Below are 19,620 nucleotides of genomic sequence, written 5' to 3' on the forward strand. Positions count from 1 at the left end.
CCTCCTTTAACGATAACTTTTTTTGCGCTTTAGTCTAGTTGGTTGTGCCATAGTCCGAAACGGTTTCTTGAAGCGCTTAGGTAATAGTAGTGAGATCAACTCAAATGGTGTAGCTAAAACAGTCCAGGCAACCTGGCGAGCACTTGGATGGAAATAGTAGACCTGCATTAATACGAAATGCAGCAACAATAATCCAGGCAACAATTCAAGTGCGATCTGCCAGGCCGCATCCCAATGAGTGAAGTAGCGTAATAAGCTCAAACTCAATGGATACAGGTAGAACAATGAGGTCACGATATTCACGCGCCAGCTTTTAGTCAATAAACGAATATTAAATAAGAAGAAAAGTGCTGAAAGAACGACTCCGATTGGCGGAAATAGACTCACTAAGAATGAATAGACAACACCAAAAAGTAAGATCCCGGGTCCTTTGATCAATGCGGCAGCGAGGATCAAGATCCCGATCAATAATAATTGCTGCTTGATTGTTACGATACATAAAATAGCAAATAAGACTAATGTCGCCCAATGCCAAAAACTGCTCAAGGGTTCCTTATCTGGATATCTTTGTTTTAGGTAGCGTGCAGCATTCGGAAAATCCTGTTGAAAATTAGGCATAAACTCACCTCTTTCTAAATAGTAGATAGGCGATTTCAAGTCGCATATCCAATGACAATACCTAGTATAGAGTGAAAAACGGAAAGAAACATCCGACTTTCGGCGGATTTTCAGAAAATAAGAGTCTTTTTTGCTCAATTTTTGCTTGACATGGGAAGCGTTCCAGAATTTATGATTGCTGTAACAACGATAAAGGAGGAACTCATGTGGAGAAATTGAGAAGATTAGGCAGTTCACTGTTACCGGCGATTTCAGTATTACCCGTGGCGTCATTGATGTTGGGGATCGGACAATGGGTTCATTCCTTTCAAAGCGATAGTTTTTTAGCCGGCGGGTTGATTGTTTTAGGAAATTTCATTTTAGGAAATATTTCGATTTTATTTGCTTTATCTGTCTCGATCGGCTTAGCGAAGGAGCAGGATGTTTGCCTGCCTATCAGCGCAACACTGGCTTTTCTGATCGTTTCAAACTTGCTTAAGGCGCCTTATTTAAAAGAAATAGGACTGACAACCGATGCAGTAAAACTGGATGCGTTGGAAAAATTAAATAACCAGTTCATTGGGATTCTGATCGGAATTCTGGTGGCTTACTTGTACAATCGATTTTCCGAGACTAAATTGCCTAAGTATCTTGCTTTTTTTGAGGGACCGAGGATTGTTCCGATTTTAACTGTTTTAGCGACAGCTCTATTGGTAATCCTGCTGTATTTCGTTTGGCCGTTCTTTTTTTCGCTGCTAATAGATTTTGGAAAGGGCATTAGCCGCTTAGACAGCATCGGCGCAGGTTTGTTTGGTCTATTCAATCGATTACTAATCCCTACCGGACTGCATAATGCGTTGAATTCGGTCTTTTGGTTTGATATCGCAGGGATCAACGATATCGCCAACTTTTGGTCTTCACAAGGTGAAAAAGGGGTCGTAGGTATGTATCAAGCGGGCTTTTTCCCGATCACGATGTTTGGATTGCCAGGCGCGGCCTTAGCGATGTATCGCAGTGCCCCCAATAAAAACGAAAAAATCAAATCCTTGTTGATCGCAAATGCCTTTACCGCTTTTCTCATGGGTGTATCTGAACCAATTGAGCTGTTGTTCATGTTCAGTGCTCCACCGCTGTTTTTGCTGCATGCGGGATTAACCGGGATATCATTATTCATTTGTTCATTTTTCAAATGGACAGCTGGATTTGGTTTTAGTTCAGGTTTAGTTGATTATCTATTAAGTTGAAAGATTCCGATAGCCAACCAACCCTATATGTTATTGGTTGTTGGTGTAGGAGCATTCTTTATCTACTATTTCGTATTTACGTTTTTTATTCATAAATGTCAATTGGTCTTGTTCAATGAACAAACTGAAACCGAGTCAAGAAAATAGGAGGAGCAAAAATGAGTATTAAAATGATTGCAGTTGATATGGACGGAACATTTCTAAATGATCAGAAGGAGTATAACCGTGAGAAATTTCAACGAATTTTTCAACGAATGAAAGAGCAAAAGGTGAAATTTGTAGTTGCCAGCGGGAATCAGTACGATCAATTAAAAAGCTTTTTCCCAAAGCTTCATACTGAAATGACCTTCATTTCTGAGAACGGCGCGAACATTGTGGTTGAGGGGGAGAACTATTACAATGCTAAATTACCGCTGGAAAAAGTACTGGAAGCCTTAGCTGGAATCTGTACACTTGACCCGATAGCGATCGTGGTTTGCGGGAAAAAGAGTGCATATGTTTCAAAGGAAATGCCGGAAGACGTGTTCAGAAGTGTAAAATTTTATTATCCGAGTCTCAAAAAACTTGACCAATTAACAGATATAGCGCAAGAAGAGGATGAGATCTTTAAGTTCGCCTTGTCATTTTTACCGAAGGAGATTGAGGCAAAGCTTGCGGCTTTAACAGAAATTTTGAAAGGCGAAATGATCCCAGTTTCCAGCGGACATGGAGATATCGATCTGATCATTCCAGGTATCCACAAAGCACATGGGCTGGCAAAGCTAAGTAAAACGTGGGGGATCTCCCCAGCAAACATGGCTGCTTTTGGGGATAGCGGCAACGATATTGAAATGCTGTCGTATGTAGGTTCGAGCTTTGCTATGAAGAATGCTCAACCAGAAGTAAAGAACGTTTCGAAGGGCATCATTGGTTCGAATAATCATGAAAGTGTTTTAGATATGATAGCTATTTTGCTGGGATCATAACTTTTCCAGAAATTTCCTAACTGATTTTTTTAAACTACCAAATAATACAGGAACGGTAAAGCTTCTCGCTTTATGGTTCTTTTTTTTAGTGAAGAAAATAGCCAGATTTTAGTCTGTTTTACCTCATTATGTTAAAATGAGTTGATTCTAAATGAATTCGGAATGTAAATAGTAGGAGGCCTACAAATGATTTTTGATTCTCATACACATTTGAATGCGGAACAATTTGAAGCAGAAATTCCAGAAACAGTTGAACGGGCACGTGAACTTGGTGTGACGGAAATGGCTGTGGTCGGGTTTGATACACCAACGATTGAAAAAAGCTTGGAGCTGAATCAGCAATACGATGGGATTTATTCCATTATCGGCTGGCACCCGACAGAAGCGGGCAGCTACTCGAAAGCGATCGAAGAAGACTTGATCAAGAAATTGACATTACCTAAGGTGGTGGCATTAGGTGAGATCGGACTGGATTATTATTGGATGGAAGATCCCAAGGAAGTTCAAGCAAAAGTTTTCCGTCGTCAAATCGCGATTGCGAAAGAAATGAACTTACCGATAAGTATCCATACACGGGATGCAATGGAAGATACCTATAAGATTTTGAAGGAGGAAGATATCCGTGATATCGGTGGGATTATGCACAGCTTCAGTGGCAGCGGTGAATGGGCGAAACGTTTCTTAGACTTAGGAATGCATGTTTCTTTTTCTGGTGTCGTGACGTTTAAGAAAGCATTGGATGTACAAGAAGCAGCGACGATCGTACCAATGGATAAATTATTAGTCGAGACAGACGCGCCTTATTTAGCACCAATGCCATATCGCGGAAAACGCAACGAACCAGGTTATACCCGCTATGTTGCTGAAAAAATCGCTGAGTTGCGCAATTTGCCGATGGAAGAGGTTGCGCATCAAACGACAGAAAATGCGCATCGGTTATTTAGGATCAATGCCAATGACTAAGCAGAATAAAGAAAAAATCGAAGAGATCATCGTCGTTGAAGGTAAGGATGATACGAAACGTTTGAAGGAAGTTTTTGATGTTGATACGATCGAGACGCGTGGTTCAGCGATTAATGAAACGATCCTAGAACAAATCGAGCATGCGCAAGAAACACGCGGAGTGATTGTTTTTACTGATCCTGATTTTTCTGGTGAGAAGATTCGCAAGACGATTATGGAAGCAATCCCTGATGCGCAGCACGCTTTTTTGTCTAGAAGAATGGCGGCCCCGCAAAAACGCGGCGCAAGTCTGGGTGTGGAACATGCCAGTGACGAAGCGATCATAGAAGCATTGTGTAAGGTTGTGACCCCAGCGGAGAGCGACGATCAAAAAATTGCTAGACAAACGCTGTTGGATTATGGTTTAATAGCGGGAGCTCAAGCCCGTGAACGTCGTGAACGACTGGGTGATGAGCTGAAGATTGGCTATACGAACGCCAAACAATTAGAGAAACGTTTACTGATGTTTCGAATCACCGAAGCACAACTGCACGAGGCAATGAGGAAAGTAGAGGAAACTTTGTGAACAAAGATATAGCAACGCCTTCGCGAACGCGAGAAATCCTGCAAAAACACGGATTCTCCTTCAAGAAGAGTCTTGGTCAGAACTTTTTGACTGAACCCAATATTTTACAAAAAATCGTCGCTACCGCCGAGATCAACGAGCACACGAATGTGATCGAAGTCGGACCGGGAATCGGCGCGCTGACCGAACATTTAGCACGGGCTGCTCACCAAGTCTTGGCTTTTGAGATCGATGATCGTTTGATCCCCATCTTGGCTGATACCTTGAGTCCTTATGAGAATATCAAAGTCGTTCATAACGACATTTTGAAAGTCGATTTGAAAAAAGAAACGGACTATTTTGATCAAGAGGGTCCAATCAAGGTCGTGGCGAATCTGCCCTATTACATCACAACACCGATTATGATGCATATCTTGGAGTCAGATCTTGCTGTCGATGAAATGGTCGTCATGATGCAACGAGAAGTAGCCGATCGGATTTCAGCGAAACCAGGCACAAAAGCATACGGTTCATTATCGATCGCTGTTCAATATTACATGGAAGCAACGACCGCATTTATCGTACCGAAGACCGTTTTTATTCCACAGCCAAATGTGGATTCTGCGATTTTACGTCTCGTTCGCCGAGAAACACCGGCAGTCGAAGTGACTAATGAGAAGGAATTTTTTAAATTGACCAAATCGGCCTTCATTTTAAGACGTAAAACCTTGTGGAACAATTTATTAAATAGCTATGGCAAAGACGATGCTAAAAAAGCTTGGCTGGAAACTAGTTTGCAGCAAGCGGAGATTGATCCAAAACGTCGGGGAGAAACCTTGTCATTGGAAGAATTTGCGCGATTGTCTAATGCGTTAGAAGCAAATAAAGAAAAATAAAAAGGGCCTCGGCTCTTTTTGTTTTTTCATTAAATCCCAACGAAATTTGTCAATTAAAACCGAACTCCCCTATAATAGATAGGGACATAATTTTTTTTACTTGGAGGACATGATGAAAAAATTCCTAATTGGATTAGTAATAGTAGCTGTATTAGGTACTGGCGGATATTATGCGTATACAACCTTTTTCGGCAAAGAGGATACACCAAAACAAGAAACACGAAAAACAACGATAAAAAAAGCGAAAGACCCAGAAAAATCGGGGGAGACAATCAAAGCCAGCGACTATAGCGATTCGAATAACTGGTTGGCAAAGCCTACCGAGCTCACGAGCCAAGCCGATGTTTTCATGCTTTATCCGACGGCTTACGCACAAAAGGATAAAAATTCTTCACCTGTGGCCAAAATTGACAATGCTACGATGCGTGCTGGTGCACAAGTGTTTTTAGCGACGCAAGGCTCTGCTTTTGATACTAGCGGAAATATTTTCGCGCCCTATTATCGTCAATTAGATGCAAATTGGTTGTACACAAAATCAAAAACTGAGCAGAATGAATACGTTGATGGAGTACCAAAAGCCGATGTTTACGCTGCCTTTGACTACTACATTAAGCATGAAAATAACAATCGCCCATTTATTCTAGTCGGTCATTCTCAAGGTGCCCGCATGATCAAGGCTATTATGTATGATTATTTCAAGAATAATCCTGGTGTCAGCGACCGCATGATCGCGGCCTATGTCCTTGGCCAATCAGTGACGCAGCAAGAAATGAACGACAATCCGCAAGTGAAATTCGCGACTGGTCCAGATGATACCGGTGTTGTTGTTTCTTACAATACAGTGTCTCCAGATTTCACTGGTGAATTGCCAACGTGGGATGATGGCGCACTAGCGATTAATCCGATCAACTGGAAAACAGATGGCACACCAGCGACTGCTGAAGAAAACCTAGGTTCTTATGTCCGAAATGACGAGGGCGACTACACCAAAGTCATGAATCTTGCTGACGCGACTGTTGATGGAACAAGAGGTCTAGTGGTGTCTTCAACCGTTGATAAAGCTAAATATGAAATGCCGGAGAGCACACGAAAACTTTATCCAGCCGGTTCGTATTTAAATAATGACATCAGTTTCTATTACTATAACCTGCAGCAAAATGCAGAAAACCGGGAGGCGCAATACTTCGCAACCCATCCACAACAGACAACGGATGCTAATCAAGAGGCACAACCAACAACGGATCAAGATCAACAAACAGCACAATAATTTTCAAAAACTGCTTATCGAAAAAGGATAGGCAGTTTTTTTATTTTAACGATAAAATTGAAGTATGTTTTATGGCAAACGAACTTGAATACGTTCATAAGTAAATAAAAGAGCTTGTGACAGAAGTGGTCAGCTTCAAGAAATAAGAAGGGATTTCCGAAAATTGCTTCTTAAATTTTTGTGAAATTTCGGCTTATTTCCGAATGCTAGCTCTGCTTAGTGAAACTTAGCAGTAACTGTATGCGTAGCTTGCGAAGAAGAAGCTACTTCTGACACACCGTTTGTTCGGAAAAAGGAACTGTGACAAGACTTTTGTCACAGTTCCTTTTTGTTTTTAATCCAAACTCTTATCCAAAATTGAACGTAAAACTGTTTCTCGTAATTCAATGGAGTTCACGTTATTCTCAATCTCATAACCTTGAACAAGCAGATCACATAAATACAGCTGGGAGATTTTCCCGGCTAATGAAGCGCCATCCAAAAATTCCTCGATCGCGGTTTGCAGGACAACATCTGCCAGCTGCGCGATAGGGGATAGTTGATAATTGGTGACCGCAATAATTTTCGCGTGATTTTTCTTAGCGATATTCAATGAATCATGAGTGTCCTTGGTTCTGCCAGATAAGGAAAATCCGATAACTAGGTCCTTTTCTGTTAACAATGACGCGATCTGTGATTGAAAATGCGGATCAATCACTGAACGAGATTGGACACCAACGCGCAGCAGCATGGCTTCTAGATCATTTCCAGTATTGCCGCTTGATCCCACCCCAAAAATATAGATTTGATTCGCCGCGGTGATTAATTGGACAGCTTCTTTGAGTTTCTCGCTATTCAATCGTTTATTTGTGGTTTTTAACGCATTGTTGATTGTTTTCATTCGTTTATCGAAAAGATCGGATTCTTGCGAGTTTTCCTGCTGTTTGCTGAAATCTTCCTTCGCAATCGCGATTTTCAGATCAGAAAAGCCGGAAAAACCTATTTTTTGGCAAAAACGAATAATCGTGCCATCACCAACACTCGCTGCTTCTCGAATATCGCTCATGGTACTGTGAACGATTTTTTCACCGCTGGATAAAATATAGTCAGCGATTTTTTTTTCTGATTTTGTTAAGGTTGAGTAATTTTCTTGAATCGTATACGTAATGGTCATTCGTTCTCCTTTAACATCTCCGTCGTCAATTTAAATTATACGTCAAAACAGTTTTTTTTTCATTTTCTATTTACATTTTTGAAAGCGCATGCTATATTTTTGGAGTAATAATCCAAAATTTATTAAAAACGGAGTGAAAATGGAGCGTGGAGAAAAAAGACTTTTTGAATGTTGTCAAAGGCGGCTTGATCGTTTCTTGTCAAGCATTGCCGGGAGAACCATTATACACAGCGGAAGGAGGGATCATGCCTTTCATGGCATTGGCGGCAAAAGAAGCGGGTGCAGTTGGAATTCGAGCGAATACCGTAAGAGATATTCTGCAGATAAAAGAAAAAGTGGATCTGCCGATTATTGGAATTATTAAGCAGACCTATCCCGGCACGGAGGTGTTCATCACGCCTACGATGAAAGAGATCGATGCATTAGTCGCTGCTGGAGTCGAGGTCATCGCCCTTGATTGTACCTTGCGTCAACGACCGGATAATCAGCCGATCAATCAATTTATCAAACAAATTAAGGAAAAATATCCAGAGCAATTATTGATGGCTGATATCGCGACGTATGAAGAAGGGATCAATGCGTGGCAAGCAGGGATGGATTTTGTTGGCACGACATTAAGAGGCTATACGGAAGCAGACACATTATCAACAATTGAATTAGTGAAGGCGTTCGTTGATGAAGGGGTGTCTGTCATTGCCGAAGGACAGATCCATACGCCAGAGGAAGCAAGAAAAATTAAGGATTTAGGAGCTGCAGGTGTGGTAGTCGGCGGTGCGATTACACGGCCGAAGGAGATTGCATCTCGATTTATCCAAGCGTTAACGAAATAAAAGGATACAGATTTAAGATTTAACAGATCCATCAAGGAACCAAACCGATGAATACAAGGAGGAGAATGAAGTATGTTTAAAAAGTTTTCACAGTTAGGGCGAGCATTTATGCTGCCGATCGCTATTTTACCAGCGGCCGGATTGTTGTTGGGATTAGGAGGCGCACTGACCAATGAAAGTGCGGTGGCGGCTTATCCATTTTTAAATCAACCGTGGCTGCAAACGATTCTGAGTGTCATGAGTTTTGCCGGAAATGCGGTTTTTGCCAATTTAGCTTTGATCTTTGCGATTGGAATCGCGGTAGGTTTAGCGAAAGGAGATAAGGGAACGGCCGGGTTAGCTGGCGGAGTAGCATTTTTAGTTTATACGGCGACGATCAGCGGATTATTGGAATTATTTTCAGCTAAAGATGCCAGCATTGATACCGGTGTTGTCGGTTCTATCGTTATCGGCGGGACCGTGGCATTCCTGCACAATCGGTATCGGAAGATCGAACTGCCGCAATTTTTAGGATTCTTCGGCGGTTCGCGTTTTATTCCGATCGTTTCTTCTTTCAGCGCGATCGCGATTGGTTGTGTCTTCTATCTGATTTGGCCGCCGATTCAGAATGGGATGGTTAGTATTGGACATCAGGTAGCGCAATTGGGAAGTATCGGTTCCTTCTTTTATGGTTTCCTGCTTCGTTTAACTGGAGCGGTAGGATTGCATCACACGATTTATTCGATGTTTTGGTACACGTCTTTAGGCGGGGTAGAAACAGTAGCGGGACAATCGATATCTGGCGCGCAAAATATTTTCTTTGCACAGTTAGCAGATTCTAGTCATACAGGATTGTTTACTTATGGAACACGTTTCTTTGCAGGACGTTTCGCGACAATGATGTTTGGTTTGCCGGCAGCGTGTTACGCAATGTACCGTGCGATTCCAAAAGAGAATCGTAAGAAGAACGGCGGCTTGTATTTCAGCGGGGCGTTGACTTCTTTCCTAACCGGAATTACGGAACCCATCGAGTACATGTTCTTATTTGTGGCTCCTTGGCTGTATGTGATTCATGCATTTCTAGATGGATTGTCTTTCTATTTTGCTGATATTTTAAATATCCGAATCGGCAATTCCTTCTCTGGCGGTTTGATCGACTTCTTGCTGTTCGGTGTTCTTCAAGGAAATGATAAAACCAACTGGATAAAAGTGATTCCATTCGGGATTGCATGGGCAGTGATTTACTTCTTCGTCTTCAGCTTCTTTATCAAGAAATTCCGTGTAGCGATTCCTGGCATGGAAAATGATGACGAGGTACTAGAAGTCGTGGATGATTCTGGTTCAAAGAGCTTGCAAGAGGAAGCGTGGCAAATCATTGAAGCACTAGGCGGAGACGAAAATATTGAAACTGTTACAGCGTGTGCGACTCGTTTACGGGTTGCAGTAAAGCAAGGGGAGCAGGTTCAAAAACCTGTGTTCAAGCGTCTTGGGGCGACGGCTGTTTTTGAAGTTCAAGGCGGTATTCAAGCCGTTTTTGGCGGGAAAGCTGATTTGTACAGCCAAGAGATCAATCAATTATTAGGACGCGATGATTAATCTTGGAAACGGAGGATAAGAAATGTTCGAGCGATTCAAAAAGAAAAAAACAGATCACTTTTTCGCGCCAGTCGATGGCGAGTTCGTCCCATTGACGGATGTTCCTGATCCTGTATTCTCACAAAAAATGATGGGTGAGGGCTTTGGTGTTCAACCGGCTTCCTCAGAAATATACGCGCCCATCAAAGGAACGATCACAACGATCTTTCAAACAAAACACGCGATCGGAATGACCAGTAAATCCGGCTGTGAAGTGCTGGTTCATATCGGATTAGATACGGTTGAATTGGCAGGTGAACCTTTTGAAGTTCATGTGGAAGAAGGGCAAGCGGTTGATGAAACAACGTTATTAGTTACAGCGGATTTCGCAAAGGTTCGAGCTGCTGAAAAAGCTGACGTTGTCTTGACTCTGGTTACGAATGGCGGAGAAAGCTTTGATTCATTAGAGAAAACCCAGGTGAGACATGGGGAAATGATAGAAAACTAGGAATAAATTTATGACATAACACAAGCAGTAAGGTGGACGAATTAGGCGCAGTGTTATGGAGTTAATTGATGGACAGCTTTAAAAAGGTTTGACAAATCCATTTCTGACCGCTATCCTTAGTTTAAATTCATATTAAAACACTATGAGAAAGAAAGTAGAGATAATGATTTCCCCCAGAGAGTCTCGGCAGCTGAAAAGAGACGGAAAGCAGTTGTTTTGAAAATGGCTTTTGAGTGGATCTTCTGACTAGTTAAGAAGGTACGGGATGTTCCGTTAAACAACAAAAGTTTCCCAGTACTGGGGCACTTATTGAGGCAGTCGTTCGTGAGAGCGCTGCATACCAAGGTGGTAACGTATATCAATTATACCCTTAGACAGTTATTTGGCTGTCTAAGGGTATTTTTATTTTAAGAAGAAAAAGGAGAGGATTTTATGAACAGTATTCCATTTCGTTTTGATCAAGTCGGCAGTTTGTTAAGACCCGAGAGGCTAAAAAAAGCGCGTGAGGCGTTCAAGCAAGGAGCACTCACTAAGGAAGCATTGACCAAAGTAGAAGATGAAGAAATCATCAAAGTAATCCAAAAACAAAAAGAAATTGGCTTGAATGCCGTGACCGATGGTGAATTTCGTCGTCGCTGGTGGCACCTAGACTTTATCGCCGGACTAAACGGGATTACTGTTTTTGATTTTGAGACGACAGCCTTTGGGATCGTGACGGAAGCACAAGGAACTTTTGTCAGCGGACCGCTTTCCTTTGATCCTGCCCATCCATTTTTAGATCATTTCAAATTTACGAAGGAACAAGCGGGAGAGACAGTCGCGAAGCAAACCATTCCAGGACCGAATATGATCTATTTGGATTCTTTCATCCTATCCAAGCAATACCATGAGAATCCTGTTTATTCAGACAAAAAAGAATTTGTTCAGGATCTGATCACGACCTATCAAGCAGCGATTCAAGCTTTTTATGATGCAGGCTGTCGCTATTTGCAGCTAGATGATACGAGCTGGGGCGGGTTATTCGATGAACGCTTTCGCGGATTGATCGCCAACCATGGGTACGATCCGGATGAATTGATTCAAGAATTCGGCGATATCACTGAAGCCGTTTTGGCGAATAAGCCGGCTGACTTATCCGTGACCTTCCACTTTTGTAAAGGGAATTTCCAGTCTCATTGGTTATACAACGGTTCTTACGACAAAATTGCGGAACGCTTATTAGCCATCACACAATTCAACGGCTTCTTCTTAGAATTTGACGATGAGCGGTCTGGAAGCTTTGAACCATTGAAAAATATTCAGGACCAACGGATTGTCTTAGGCTTGGTTACGACTAAAACCCCCGAGTTAGAAGACAAGGAAACAATAAAAGCACGAATCAAAGAAGCCACTCAATTTGTTCCGTTGGAACAGCTTTGCTTAAGCCCACAGTGCGGTTTTTCTTCCACTCATGAAGGAAACAAGGTTACTGAGGAAGATCAATGGGCGAAGTTGAAATTGGTTATTGAAACAGCGAAGGAAGTTTGGGGAGAGTAATAAAAAAGAAGGATTCAGGATCATTTTTTTATGATTCTGAATCCTTCTTTTTTTGATCGGAAAATAGACAATACTCTGAAGTCAACTATTTGGATAATTATAACTATTGATTTAAAAAATATTGAAAACTGATCAGAATATTGTGTTATATGTAATAGCCTGACAAATGTAGTTAGATATATAATTCGAGCGGTGATATGTATAGTTGATTATATCGAAGTGCAATCATAAGATTAACTAAATATAGAAATATATTTATAAAAATATTAAATTAACGTTATTGTTTTGATATAATGGATTGAGGATGATTAATTTTGTCTTCATTTTTTTTATTATTCGGAAAAAATGGAGACTGAGTCTTATTCATTTTAGGTGAACGCAATGAGATAATTTTAATAATCAAGTTAATAAAAATATAAAGTTGGTTCATCAAAAAAAGAAAGGAGAATCATGATAACAAGCGATTTACTCATGGAAGAAGAACGATATCAGCTCTATATTTTACAAATGCTTGAGATAAAAAAGTCAACATATTGTTCAATTGATCAACTGTGTGATTTGTTAGAGATTTCAAAGTATAAAGTAGAAAAACATATCCAAGCATTGCAGATCGAAATTACGATGATAGAGCCGAATGCTTGTATCGAAGTAGAGCCGACAGGAGAAGTGAATCTAAAGGGTGTAACCAATTTAGTGTTAAAGAAAATGCAGCTTCACTTCCTAAAAAAAAGTCCCTACTATTTGATATTTCATAATTTCATTACGCAAGAAGTGGGTGTCGAGGCGCAGCTTGAGAAGCTGCACATCAGTCGTTCGCTGGCATATAAATATCAAAAATATCTTAAGAGCTTATTGAAAGAAGAAGGATTTAAGTTATCTAAAAATCAGATTATCGGCTCAGAGTTTCATTTAAGAAGTTTTCTTTTTGGTTTTTACTATGATGTCTTCAATGGAATCAGCAACCCGTTTCCTGAGAAATGTAAGGAAATCACCTCAAAAATTATTCATTATTTAGTGAGTTATCAAAATATTTCGATTTCAAAAACGAAGGAACACAAATTGAATTTTTTTATCAATATTTGGTTAACTAGACTGACTCAAGGACACATGATCAGCAATGAGTATGTATCGGTCAAAAATGATTCCTTCAAGGATTATCTAGTTAGAATGATCCAAACGCATTTTTCGCTTGATAAGCAGATTTGTGATAAAGAAGTTTCTTACTTCTTTTTATTTTTGAGTTTGGAGGATATCAGTCAACAATTCGTGGATGATTTTTTACTTGAAGAGGTTGATCAATTTGCTATAAGAAATACACAAAATTTTTTACAGAAATTATTGTGTGATTTTAATTTTGATTATCTGGACTTAGAGAATTCGCAGACAATTTTTGATGGTTTGCTCATGATTAACCGAAAATGGTTAACCTATCATTTTAGAGAGACAACATTTATTTCAAAGATTCAACTTAAATACTTTCAAGAAATAAATCCCAAATTTGAATATTTAGTTCGAAGTTTTATTGATGGTTTGGACAATAAATTATTTGTGAATTCGCAAGAGAAGAACAAGCTTTATTATGATTACTTATTCTTTTTGATCACAAAAATTCCAATCGAAAAACTAGAAGAGCCGATTTTTGTTTATATCGATTTTTCTCATGGAACAAGCTACAACGAATACATTTGTTCGATGTTGTTAACGTTACGAAGTATGCATATTGTTTATGAGGAAAAATTAAGCTCTAGAACGCAAATATATCTCTCTGATTTTGCAATAGAAGGATTATCTTGTGAACAGATGATTTGGAAGCGCCCTCCTACACCCGATGATTGGGGTGAGCTGGGGACGCTCTTGTTAACCGTAAGGGGAGGGAATCATGGATAAAAGAAAATGGAAATATTGGCTTTTTCCAACGATATTCTTCTTTCCGACAAGTACTTTCTGGGTGGAAAATTATGAACTGTACAAAGAACAGAGCTATCCTTCAGAAAAATCAGTTCAATATTTCAGTGCGGAAACGACAAATAATACTTTAGTAATCTCGAATCACAGTGAAAAAGAGGTCAGAAAAAAATTTAAGAATATTGAGGACAAGATAATGACTTTAGAAGAGGACATCTATTTACCAGAAGGGGAGGATTCAATAGTATTGCCGCTATACCTTTCCAGAATGAGCGGCTCAATTCTTTTTGGTACTCATTTTGTTAAGGGGGATAAATAAGTGAAGAAGCAATTAGTAAGCAAGGTTAATACAGTCATTGTGTTGGTAGGGATGTTGTTGAATATTCTACCGATGCAGGTGTTTGCAGAAACGACACAAGCAATGGGAATTAAAATAAGTGAAGCGACATTGATGAATACAGACGGTGATGAGGTCACTGATGAAAATCGGGTGGCTGCCGGTGCAGATGTCACAGCCAAGATCCATTGGGAGCAAAGTGAAGAAGGCGCAATCGAGGATGGAACGCTTCTATCTTATCAGCTGCCAGAAAATCTTGCTTTCCAAAATGTAAGTGGTGATCTGGAAGACGGTCAAGGAAGCTATCAGGTTGAAGAGAATCAGCTTAAGCTTACGTTAAACAAGAATTATGACACGCAAGAAGAGGATAAATTACCGGATTCTGAAACAGTGAGGTTTTCTGAAGGTGATTTAGAACTTGTCGCAAAAACAAAAACTGCGGATGTTGAAGAAGAGTCGGTTCATTTTGCAGAAAATGTATCACCGCTTCTATACTATGAAGGCGAGCAATCTGAAACAGAGGAATCAGCCAAAGTAGTCAACAGCACTGAAGCAGCAGATGATACAAAAGAGAGTAAGACGACGGAATCAACGAAAGAAAAAGCAGCGAAGAAAGCAGCAAGAGCTGTTGTTAGTAATTTTGATGTGACAGGATTAAAGCTTGAGAAAGCTTCTAGTACTGCACCAGGCGGATGGGTGGAAATTCAGCCTGGAGATAAAACAAACGTCGGAGATTTCATTCGATTGAAAATTGATTGGGAGATATTGAATTCTCTATCGATTGCGAATGGCGATTATGTTGAAATCGATCTGCCGTCTATCTTCAAATTTGCTCCGACGGCTAAAATTGCTTTGAGTATTACAGTTGATGGAAATTCATATACGATTGGTGATTATCAATTAATTACGGTGGGTGATCATTCGAAAATTCGTGTAGAGTTCAACGATACGATCAATCAAAATAATATTGCTTCTATTACAAATGGTCATTTTACTTTCCAAGGTTCGTTAAATGAAACAAAGAGTGAGCAGGAAAAAGTTGAGATTGGTTCAATTACGTTGCCGAACTTTGAGATTGGTGATCCGGTGTTAAATGAAGTAGGCCCAGGAACGTATCAAGATTTCAGCAAAGAAGGAAAACAAAGAGAAAATGAAAATGCCTTGAGCTGGGGAATCGACACAAACTATACAGACTTGATGCGAGCTTATAAAGGTCAGACCTTACAAAATCGATACGAAAACGCGATTATGGTCGATGAATTAGCAGAAGGATTAGAATTCACATCGTTAAGTATTCAAATCCCTGTTTTATTGGCCGATGCTTCGGATGCATCAAAATTATACGCACGTCAAGTTTATGCTTTGACTGTAAATACGACTCAAGTGTCACCAAAGAGTACGTATCAAGACAGTTATGATTACATCCAAACATGCTCACCTGGTACCTATACTGTCTTCACAGATAGTTCTGGGAAGCAAAAAGTAATCATGAACATGGGAACTTTCCCAGTAACAACAGCAGGTGACAAAGGTAATAGTTTGAGCTTAAGTCAATCTAAGGCCGATGCTATTCAAAAAATTAGTAATGCCTATGATGCAAACACAACATTGCCATCAGCGAACAAAGAAAACACGTTAAAAGCATTAGATAAATTATTTGATGCTAGTCAGGATACAGGGAGCGTAGGGTTTCTAGTGAATATCGTGACGAAAGTTGATGACGATCATTTAGGACAAGCAACATTTGATAATAAAGCCAACCTCGACTTTGACGGTGATCGCAATATCGACGCTGAAGCTACTAATGTCAATTTCCAAGACATAACTGGCGGCGGTACTGGAACTATTCCTAAGGGAACTGTTGAAATCATCAAAAAAGATCAAGATACTAAAGATAATCTGTCTAATGTTGTCTTTTCAGTTGTAAAATACGACGGAGATGTTGAAGGAACAGAAGTTGCTCGTTTAACAACAGATACTCAAGGAAAAGTAAAATTTGAAAACTTGGCGATTGGAAAATATAAGATCAAAGAAATTTCAGGATTAGAAAATTATGATCCTAAAATGATCATTGAGAATCAAACAGGTCTGACTTCTGATGGCGTTTTTGAAATAAAAGCGACAGATACAGCAGGTTTCCAATTTACGATTCTTAACAAGAAGATGACTGTGAAGCATCAGCTAGAAGCGACTAAAACGCTAACGGGTCGTGATTTACAGGCCGATGAGTTTGAATTTGAGTTGGTTGATGATCAAGGAAAAGTCATTGATACGAAAACTAATGATAGCTCAGGCGATGTGACTTTCGATGAGATTACCTATGATCAAGAAGGCACGTATACGTATAAGATCCGTGAAAAAGCAGGGAACGAAAGTACCATCGACTATGACAAAACTGAATACACGGCAACTGTAACAGTGAAAAACACAGGCGGGAAATTAGAAGCGACAGTTGTTTACTCGGGAACCGTAAACTTTGAAAATACGTACACGCCAGCAGCGGGTAGTGCAGTGTTAGAGGCAACGAAGACATTGACAGGTCGTGAACTACAAGCAGGTGAATTCGAGTTTGAATTAGTTGATGATCAAGGAAAAGTTCTTGATACGAAGAGTAACGACGTGTCAGGCAATATTTACTTTGATGCCATTTCTTATGACAAAGCGGGTGTTTATGAATATACTATTCGCGAAAAAGCTGGAAGTAACAGCACGATTGATTATGACAAATCAGAGTATACAGCGACAGTAACGGTAAAAGACAATGGTGGAAAATTAGAAGCGACAGTTGTTTACTCTGGAACCGTGAACTTCGAAAACACGTACACACCAGCAGCGGGCAGCGCAGTGTTGGAGGCAACGAAAACACTAACTGGTCGTGACTTACAAGCAGGTGAGTTCGAATTTGAATTAGTAGATGATCAAGGGAAAGTTCTTGATACGAAGAGTAATGACGTATCAGGCAATATTTACTTCGATGCGATTTCTTATGACAAAGCGAGTGTTTATGAATATACCATCCGTGAAAAAGCAGGAAGTAATAGCACGATTGATTATGACAAATCAGAGTACAAAGCGACAGTGACGGTAAAAGACAATGGCGGAAAATTAGAAGCGACAGTTGTTTACTCTGGAACCGTGAACTTCGAAAACACGTACACACCAGCAGCGGGTAGTGCAGTGTTGGAAGCAACAAAAACACTAACGGGTCGTGACTTACAAGCAGGTGAGTTCGAGTTTGAATTAGTAGATGATCAAGGAAAAGTAATTGATACGAAAAGTAACGATGTGTCAGGGAATGTCTATTTTGATGCGATTTCTTATGACAAAGCGGGTGTTTATGAATATACCATCCGTGAAAAAGCTGGAAATAATAATACGATTGATTATGACAAATCAGAGTACAAAGCGACAGTGACTGTAAAAGACAACAGCGGAAAATTAGAAGCGACAGTTGTTTACTCTGGAACCGTGAACTTCGAAAACACGTACACACCAGCAGCGGGCAGCGCAGTGTTGGAGGCAACGAAAACACTAACTGGTCGTGACTTACAAGCAGGTGAGTTCGAATTTGAATTAGTAGATGATCAAGGGAAAGTTCTTGATACGAAGAGTAATGACGTATCAGGCAATATTTACTTCGATGCGATTTCTTATGACAAAGCGGGTGTTTATGAATACACCATCCGTGAAAAAGCAGGAAGTAACAGCACAATTAGTTATGATAAAGCAAACTATACCGCAACAGTGACCGTGAAGGACAATGGCGGGAAATTAGAAGCGACAGTTGTTTACTCCGGAATCGTAAACTTTGAAAACACGTACACACCAGCAGCGGGCAGTGCAGTGTTGGAAGCAACGAAAACACTAACTGGTCGTGACTTACAAGCAGGTGAGTTCGAGTTTGAATTAGTAGATGACCAAGGAAAAGTAATTGATACGAAGAGTAATGATGCGACGGGCAATATTTACTTTGATGCTATTCCTTACGACAAAGCAGGTACTTACGAATACACCATTCGTGAAAAAGCAGGAAGTAACAGTACAATTAGTTATGATAAAGCAAACTATACCGCAACAGTGACCGTGAAGGACAATGGCGGGAAATTAGAAGCGACAGTTGTTTACTCGGGAACCGTAAACTTTGAAAATACGTACACGCCAGCAGCGGGCAGCGCAGTGTTGGAGGCAACGAAGACATTGACAGGTCGTAAACTACAAGCAGGTGAGTTCGAGTTTGAATTAGTAGATGATCAAGGAAAAGTTCTTGATACGAAGAGTAACGATGTGTCCGGCAATATTTACTTTGATGCCATTTCTTATGACAAAGCGGGTGTTTATGAATATACTATTCGCGAAAAAGCAGGAAGCAATAGTACGATCAACTACGATAAATCAGAGTACAAAGCGACTGTAACGGTTAAAGATGCAGGTGGACAATTAGAAGCAACAGCTGTATACCCAGAATCTGTTAAATTTGAGAATACGTATAATGAGCCTGATAATGGCGAAGTAACCTTGAAAAAGACAGACGATAAAACGGGTCAGACACTTGCTGGTGCAGAGTTTGAATTGCAGAACGAAGCCGGCGAAGTCATTGAAGGCTTTGAAAAAATCGTCACCAATGAAAAGGGTGAGGTGACTATTTCCAACTTGAAAGCTGGGAATTATCAAGTTGTTGAGACCAAAGCTCCTACTGGATATGTGATTGATAAAACACCAATCAAATTTGTCATCACTAAAGAAGACACTGTTAAAAAAGAGCTGGTTAAAGAAAACAAGAAACAAACACAAGGTATTTTCCTTAAAAAGGCCGACAGCAGCAATAAAAAAGCGTTAGCCAAAGCAGAATTCAAATTGCAAACCGATTCAGGAAAAGTTATTCATGAGAAGCTTACTACTGATGAAAATGGGTTAGTTTATTTGAATGATTTGGAACCAGGAAAATATCAGTTCATAGAAACAAAAGCACCAGACGGCTATAAAATTGATGAAAAACCTGTAAGCTTTGAAATTGTTGAAAAAGAATCCAAAGTGATTGAATTAGTGAAAGAAAATGATCCATTACCATCGAATGGTAATCATTCAAATAACTCGTTCGTTAATGGTTCTTCTAATGGTTCAGGAAATACTAGTAAAACGGGTCTTTTACCGAGTACGGGTAGTGAGGTTCGATCAAGTTTCTTATATATTGGAATAGCTGTGTTACTTGTGGTACTGCTTATCGCATATAGAAGATATAACGTCCGCAAAGCTGATTAAGTATAGGGAAAAGAAAAGTGTTAGGGTTTGTTTAAAAAACAAAAAACGAGTAGTAGATAAAG

At 40.1% G+C, this 19,620-nt stretch carries 15 protein-coding genes; 13 read left to right on the forward strand and 2 right to left on the reverse strand.

Features of this window, described 5'->3' with window-relative positions; all coding sequences use genetic code 11:
• Window positions 1-6: 6 nt before the first annotated feature.
• Entirely contained in the window at window positions 7-618 is a 612-nt protein-coding gene (locus IGI38_RS00420) for a hypothetical protein (protein ID WP_438725519.1), read from the reverse strand.
• Between the two features lie 206 nt (window positions 619-824).
• Here IGI38_RS00420 and IGI38_RS00425 point away from each other — a divergent pair, with 206 nt between their 5' ends.
• The 6 genes from IGI38_RS00425 (at window position 825) to IGI38_RS00450 (ending at window position 6,476) form a co-directional block, all read left to right on the forward strand.
• Complete coding sequence (locus IGI38_RS00425; protein ID WP_438725520.1) at window positions 825-1,841, forward strand: PTS transporter subunit EIIC; 1,017 nt, start codon at window positions 825-827, stop codon at window positions 1,839-1,841.
• A gap of 158 nt (window positions 1,842-1,999) precedes the next feature.
• A complete protein-coding gene (locus tag IGI38_RS00430) occupies window positions 2,000-2,806 on the forward strand; it encodes a Cof-type HAD-IIB family hydrolase (RefSeq protein ID WP_438725521.1) in 807 nt (268 codons plus the stop codon).
• Between the two features lie 186 nt (window positions 2,807-2,992).
• The gene (locus IGI38_RS00435) at window positions 2,993-3,769 is read left to right on the forward strand and encodes a TatD family hydrolase (protein ID WP_438725522.1); all 777 of its coding nucleotides are present in this window, start codon (window positions 2,993-2,995) and stop codon (window positions 3,767-3,769) included.
• The gene (gene rnmV / locus IGI38_RS00440; protein WP_438725523.1) at window positions 3,762-4,334 is read left to right on the forward strand and encodes a ribonuclease M5; all 573 of its coding nucleotides are present in this window, start codon (window positions 3,762-3,764) and stop codon (window positions 4,332-4,334) included. Before IGI38_RS00435 ends, rnmV begins: the two co-directional genes overlap by 8 nt.
• Window positions 4,331-5,209: a 16S rRNA (adenine(1518)-N(6)/adenine(1519)-N(6))-dimethyltransferase RsmA gene (rsmA, locus tag IGI38_RS00445; RefSeq protein ID WP_438725524.1), complete on the forward strand. Its 879-nt coding sequence runs from the start codon at window positions 4,331-4,333 to the stop codon at window positions 5,207-5,209. The genes rnmV and rsmA overlap by 4 nt, the downstream gene beginning before the upstream one ends.
• A gap of 112 nt (window positions 5,210-5,321) precedes the next feature.
• Window positions 5,322-6,476, forward strand: a complete 1,155-nt coding sequence (locus IGI38_RS00450) for a DUF3089 domain-containing protein (RefSeq protein ID WP_438725525.1) — start codon at window positions 5,322-5,324, stop codon at window positions 6,474-6,476.
• A gap of 334 nt (window positions 6,477-6,810) precedes the next feature.
• Here IGI38_RS00450 and IGI38_RS00455 read toward each other — a convergent pair whose 3' ends face one another.
• On the reverse strand, window positions 6,811-7,629 hold the full coding sequence (locus IGI38_RS00455; protein WP_438725526.1) for a MurR/RpiR family transcriptional regulator: 819 nt from the start codon (window positions 7,627-7,629) through the stop codon (window positions 6,811-6,813).
• 146 nt (window positions 7,630-7,775) lie between these two features.
• Here IGI38_RS00455 and IGI38_RS00460 point away from each other — a divergent pair, with 146 nt between their 5' ends.
• From IGI38_RS00460 to IGI38_RS00490, 7 genes are all read left to right on the forward strand, one after another.
• On the forward strand, window positions 7,776-8,459 hold the full coding sequence (locus tag IGI38_RS00460; protein ID WP_438725527.1) for an N-acetylmannosamine-6-phosphate 2-epimerase: 684 nt from the start codon (window positions 7,776-7,778) through the stop codon (window positions 8,457-8,459).
• A 72-nt stretch (window positions 8,460-8,531) separates the two neighbouring features.
• The gene (locus tag IGI38_RS00465) at window positions 8,532-10,034 is read left to right on the forward strand and encodes a PTS transporter subunit EIIC (protein ID WP_438725528.1); all 1,503 of its coding nucleotides are present in this window, start codon (window positions 8,532-8,534) and stop codon (window positions 10,032-10,034) included.
• A 22-nt stretch (window positions 10,035-10,056) separates the two neighbouring features.
• Window positions 10,057-10,521: a PTS sugar transporter subunit IIA gene (locus tag IGI38_RS00470; RefSeq protein WP_438725529.1), complete on the forward strand. Its 465-nt coding sequence runs from the start codon at window positions 10,057-10,059 to the stop codon at window positions 10,519-10,521.
• A 432-nt stretch (window positions 10,522-10,953) separates the two neighbouring features.
• Window positions 10,954-12,057, forward strand: a complete 1,104-nt coding sequence (locus IGI38_RS00475; protein ID WP_438725530.1) for a 5-methyltetrahydropteroyltriglutamate--homocysteine S-methyltransferase — start codon at window positions 10,954-10,956, stop codon at window positions 12,055-12,057.
• Between the two features lie 471 nt (window positions 12,058-12,528).
• A complete protein-coding gene (locus IGI38_RS00480) occupies window positions 12,529-13,944 on the forward strand; it encodes a helix-turn-helix domain-containing protein (RefSeq protein WP_438725531.1) in 1,416 nt (471 codons plus the stop codon).
• Window positions 13,937-14,281: a hypothetical protein gene (locus tag IGI38_RS00485; protein WP_438725532.1), complete on the forward strand. Its 345-nt coding sequence runs from the start codon at window positions 13,937-13,939 to the stop codon at window positions 14,279-14,281. Before IGI38_RS00480 ends, IGI38_RS00485 begins: the two co-directional genes overlap by 8 nt.
• Complete coding sequence (locus IGI38_RS00490) at window positions 14,282-19,558, forward strand: Spy0128 family protein (RefSeq protein ID WP_438725533.1); 5,277 nt, start codon at window positions 14,282-14,284, stop codon at window positions 19,556-19,558.
• Window positions 19,559-19,620: the final 62 nt, after the last annotated feature.

Source organism: Enterococcus sp. AZ128 (assembly GCF_051714485.1).
Taxonomy (GTDB): domain Bacteria; phylum Bacillota; class Bacilli; order Lactobacillales; family Enterococcaceae; genus Enterococcus_A.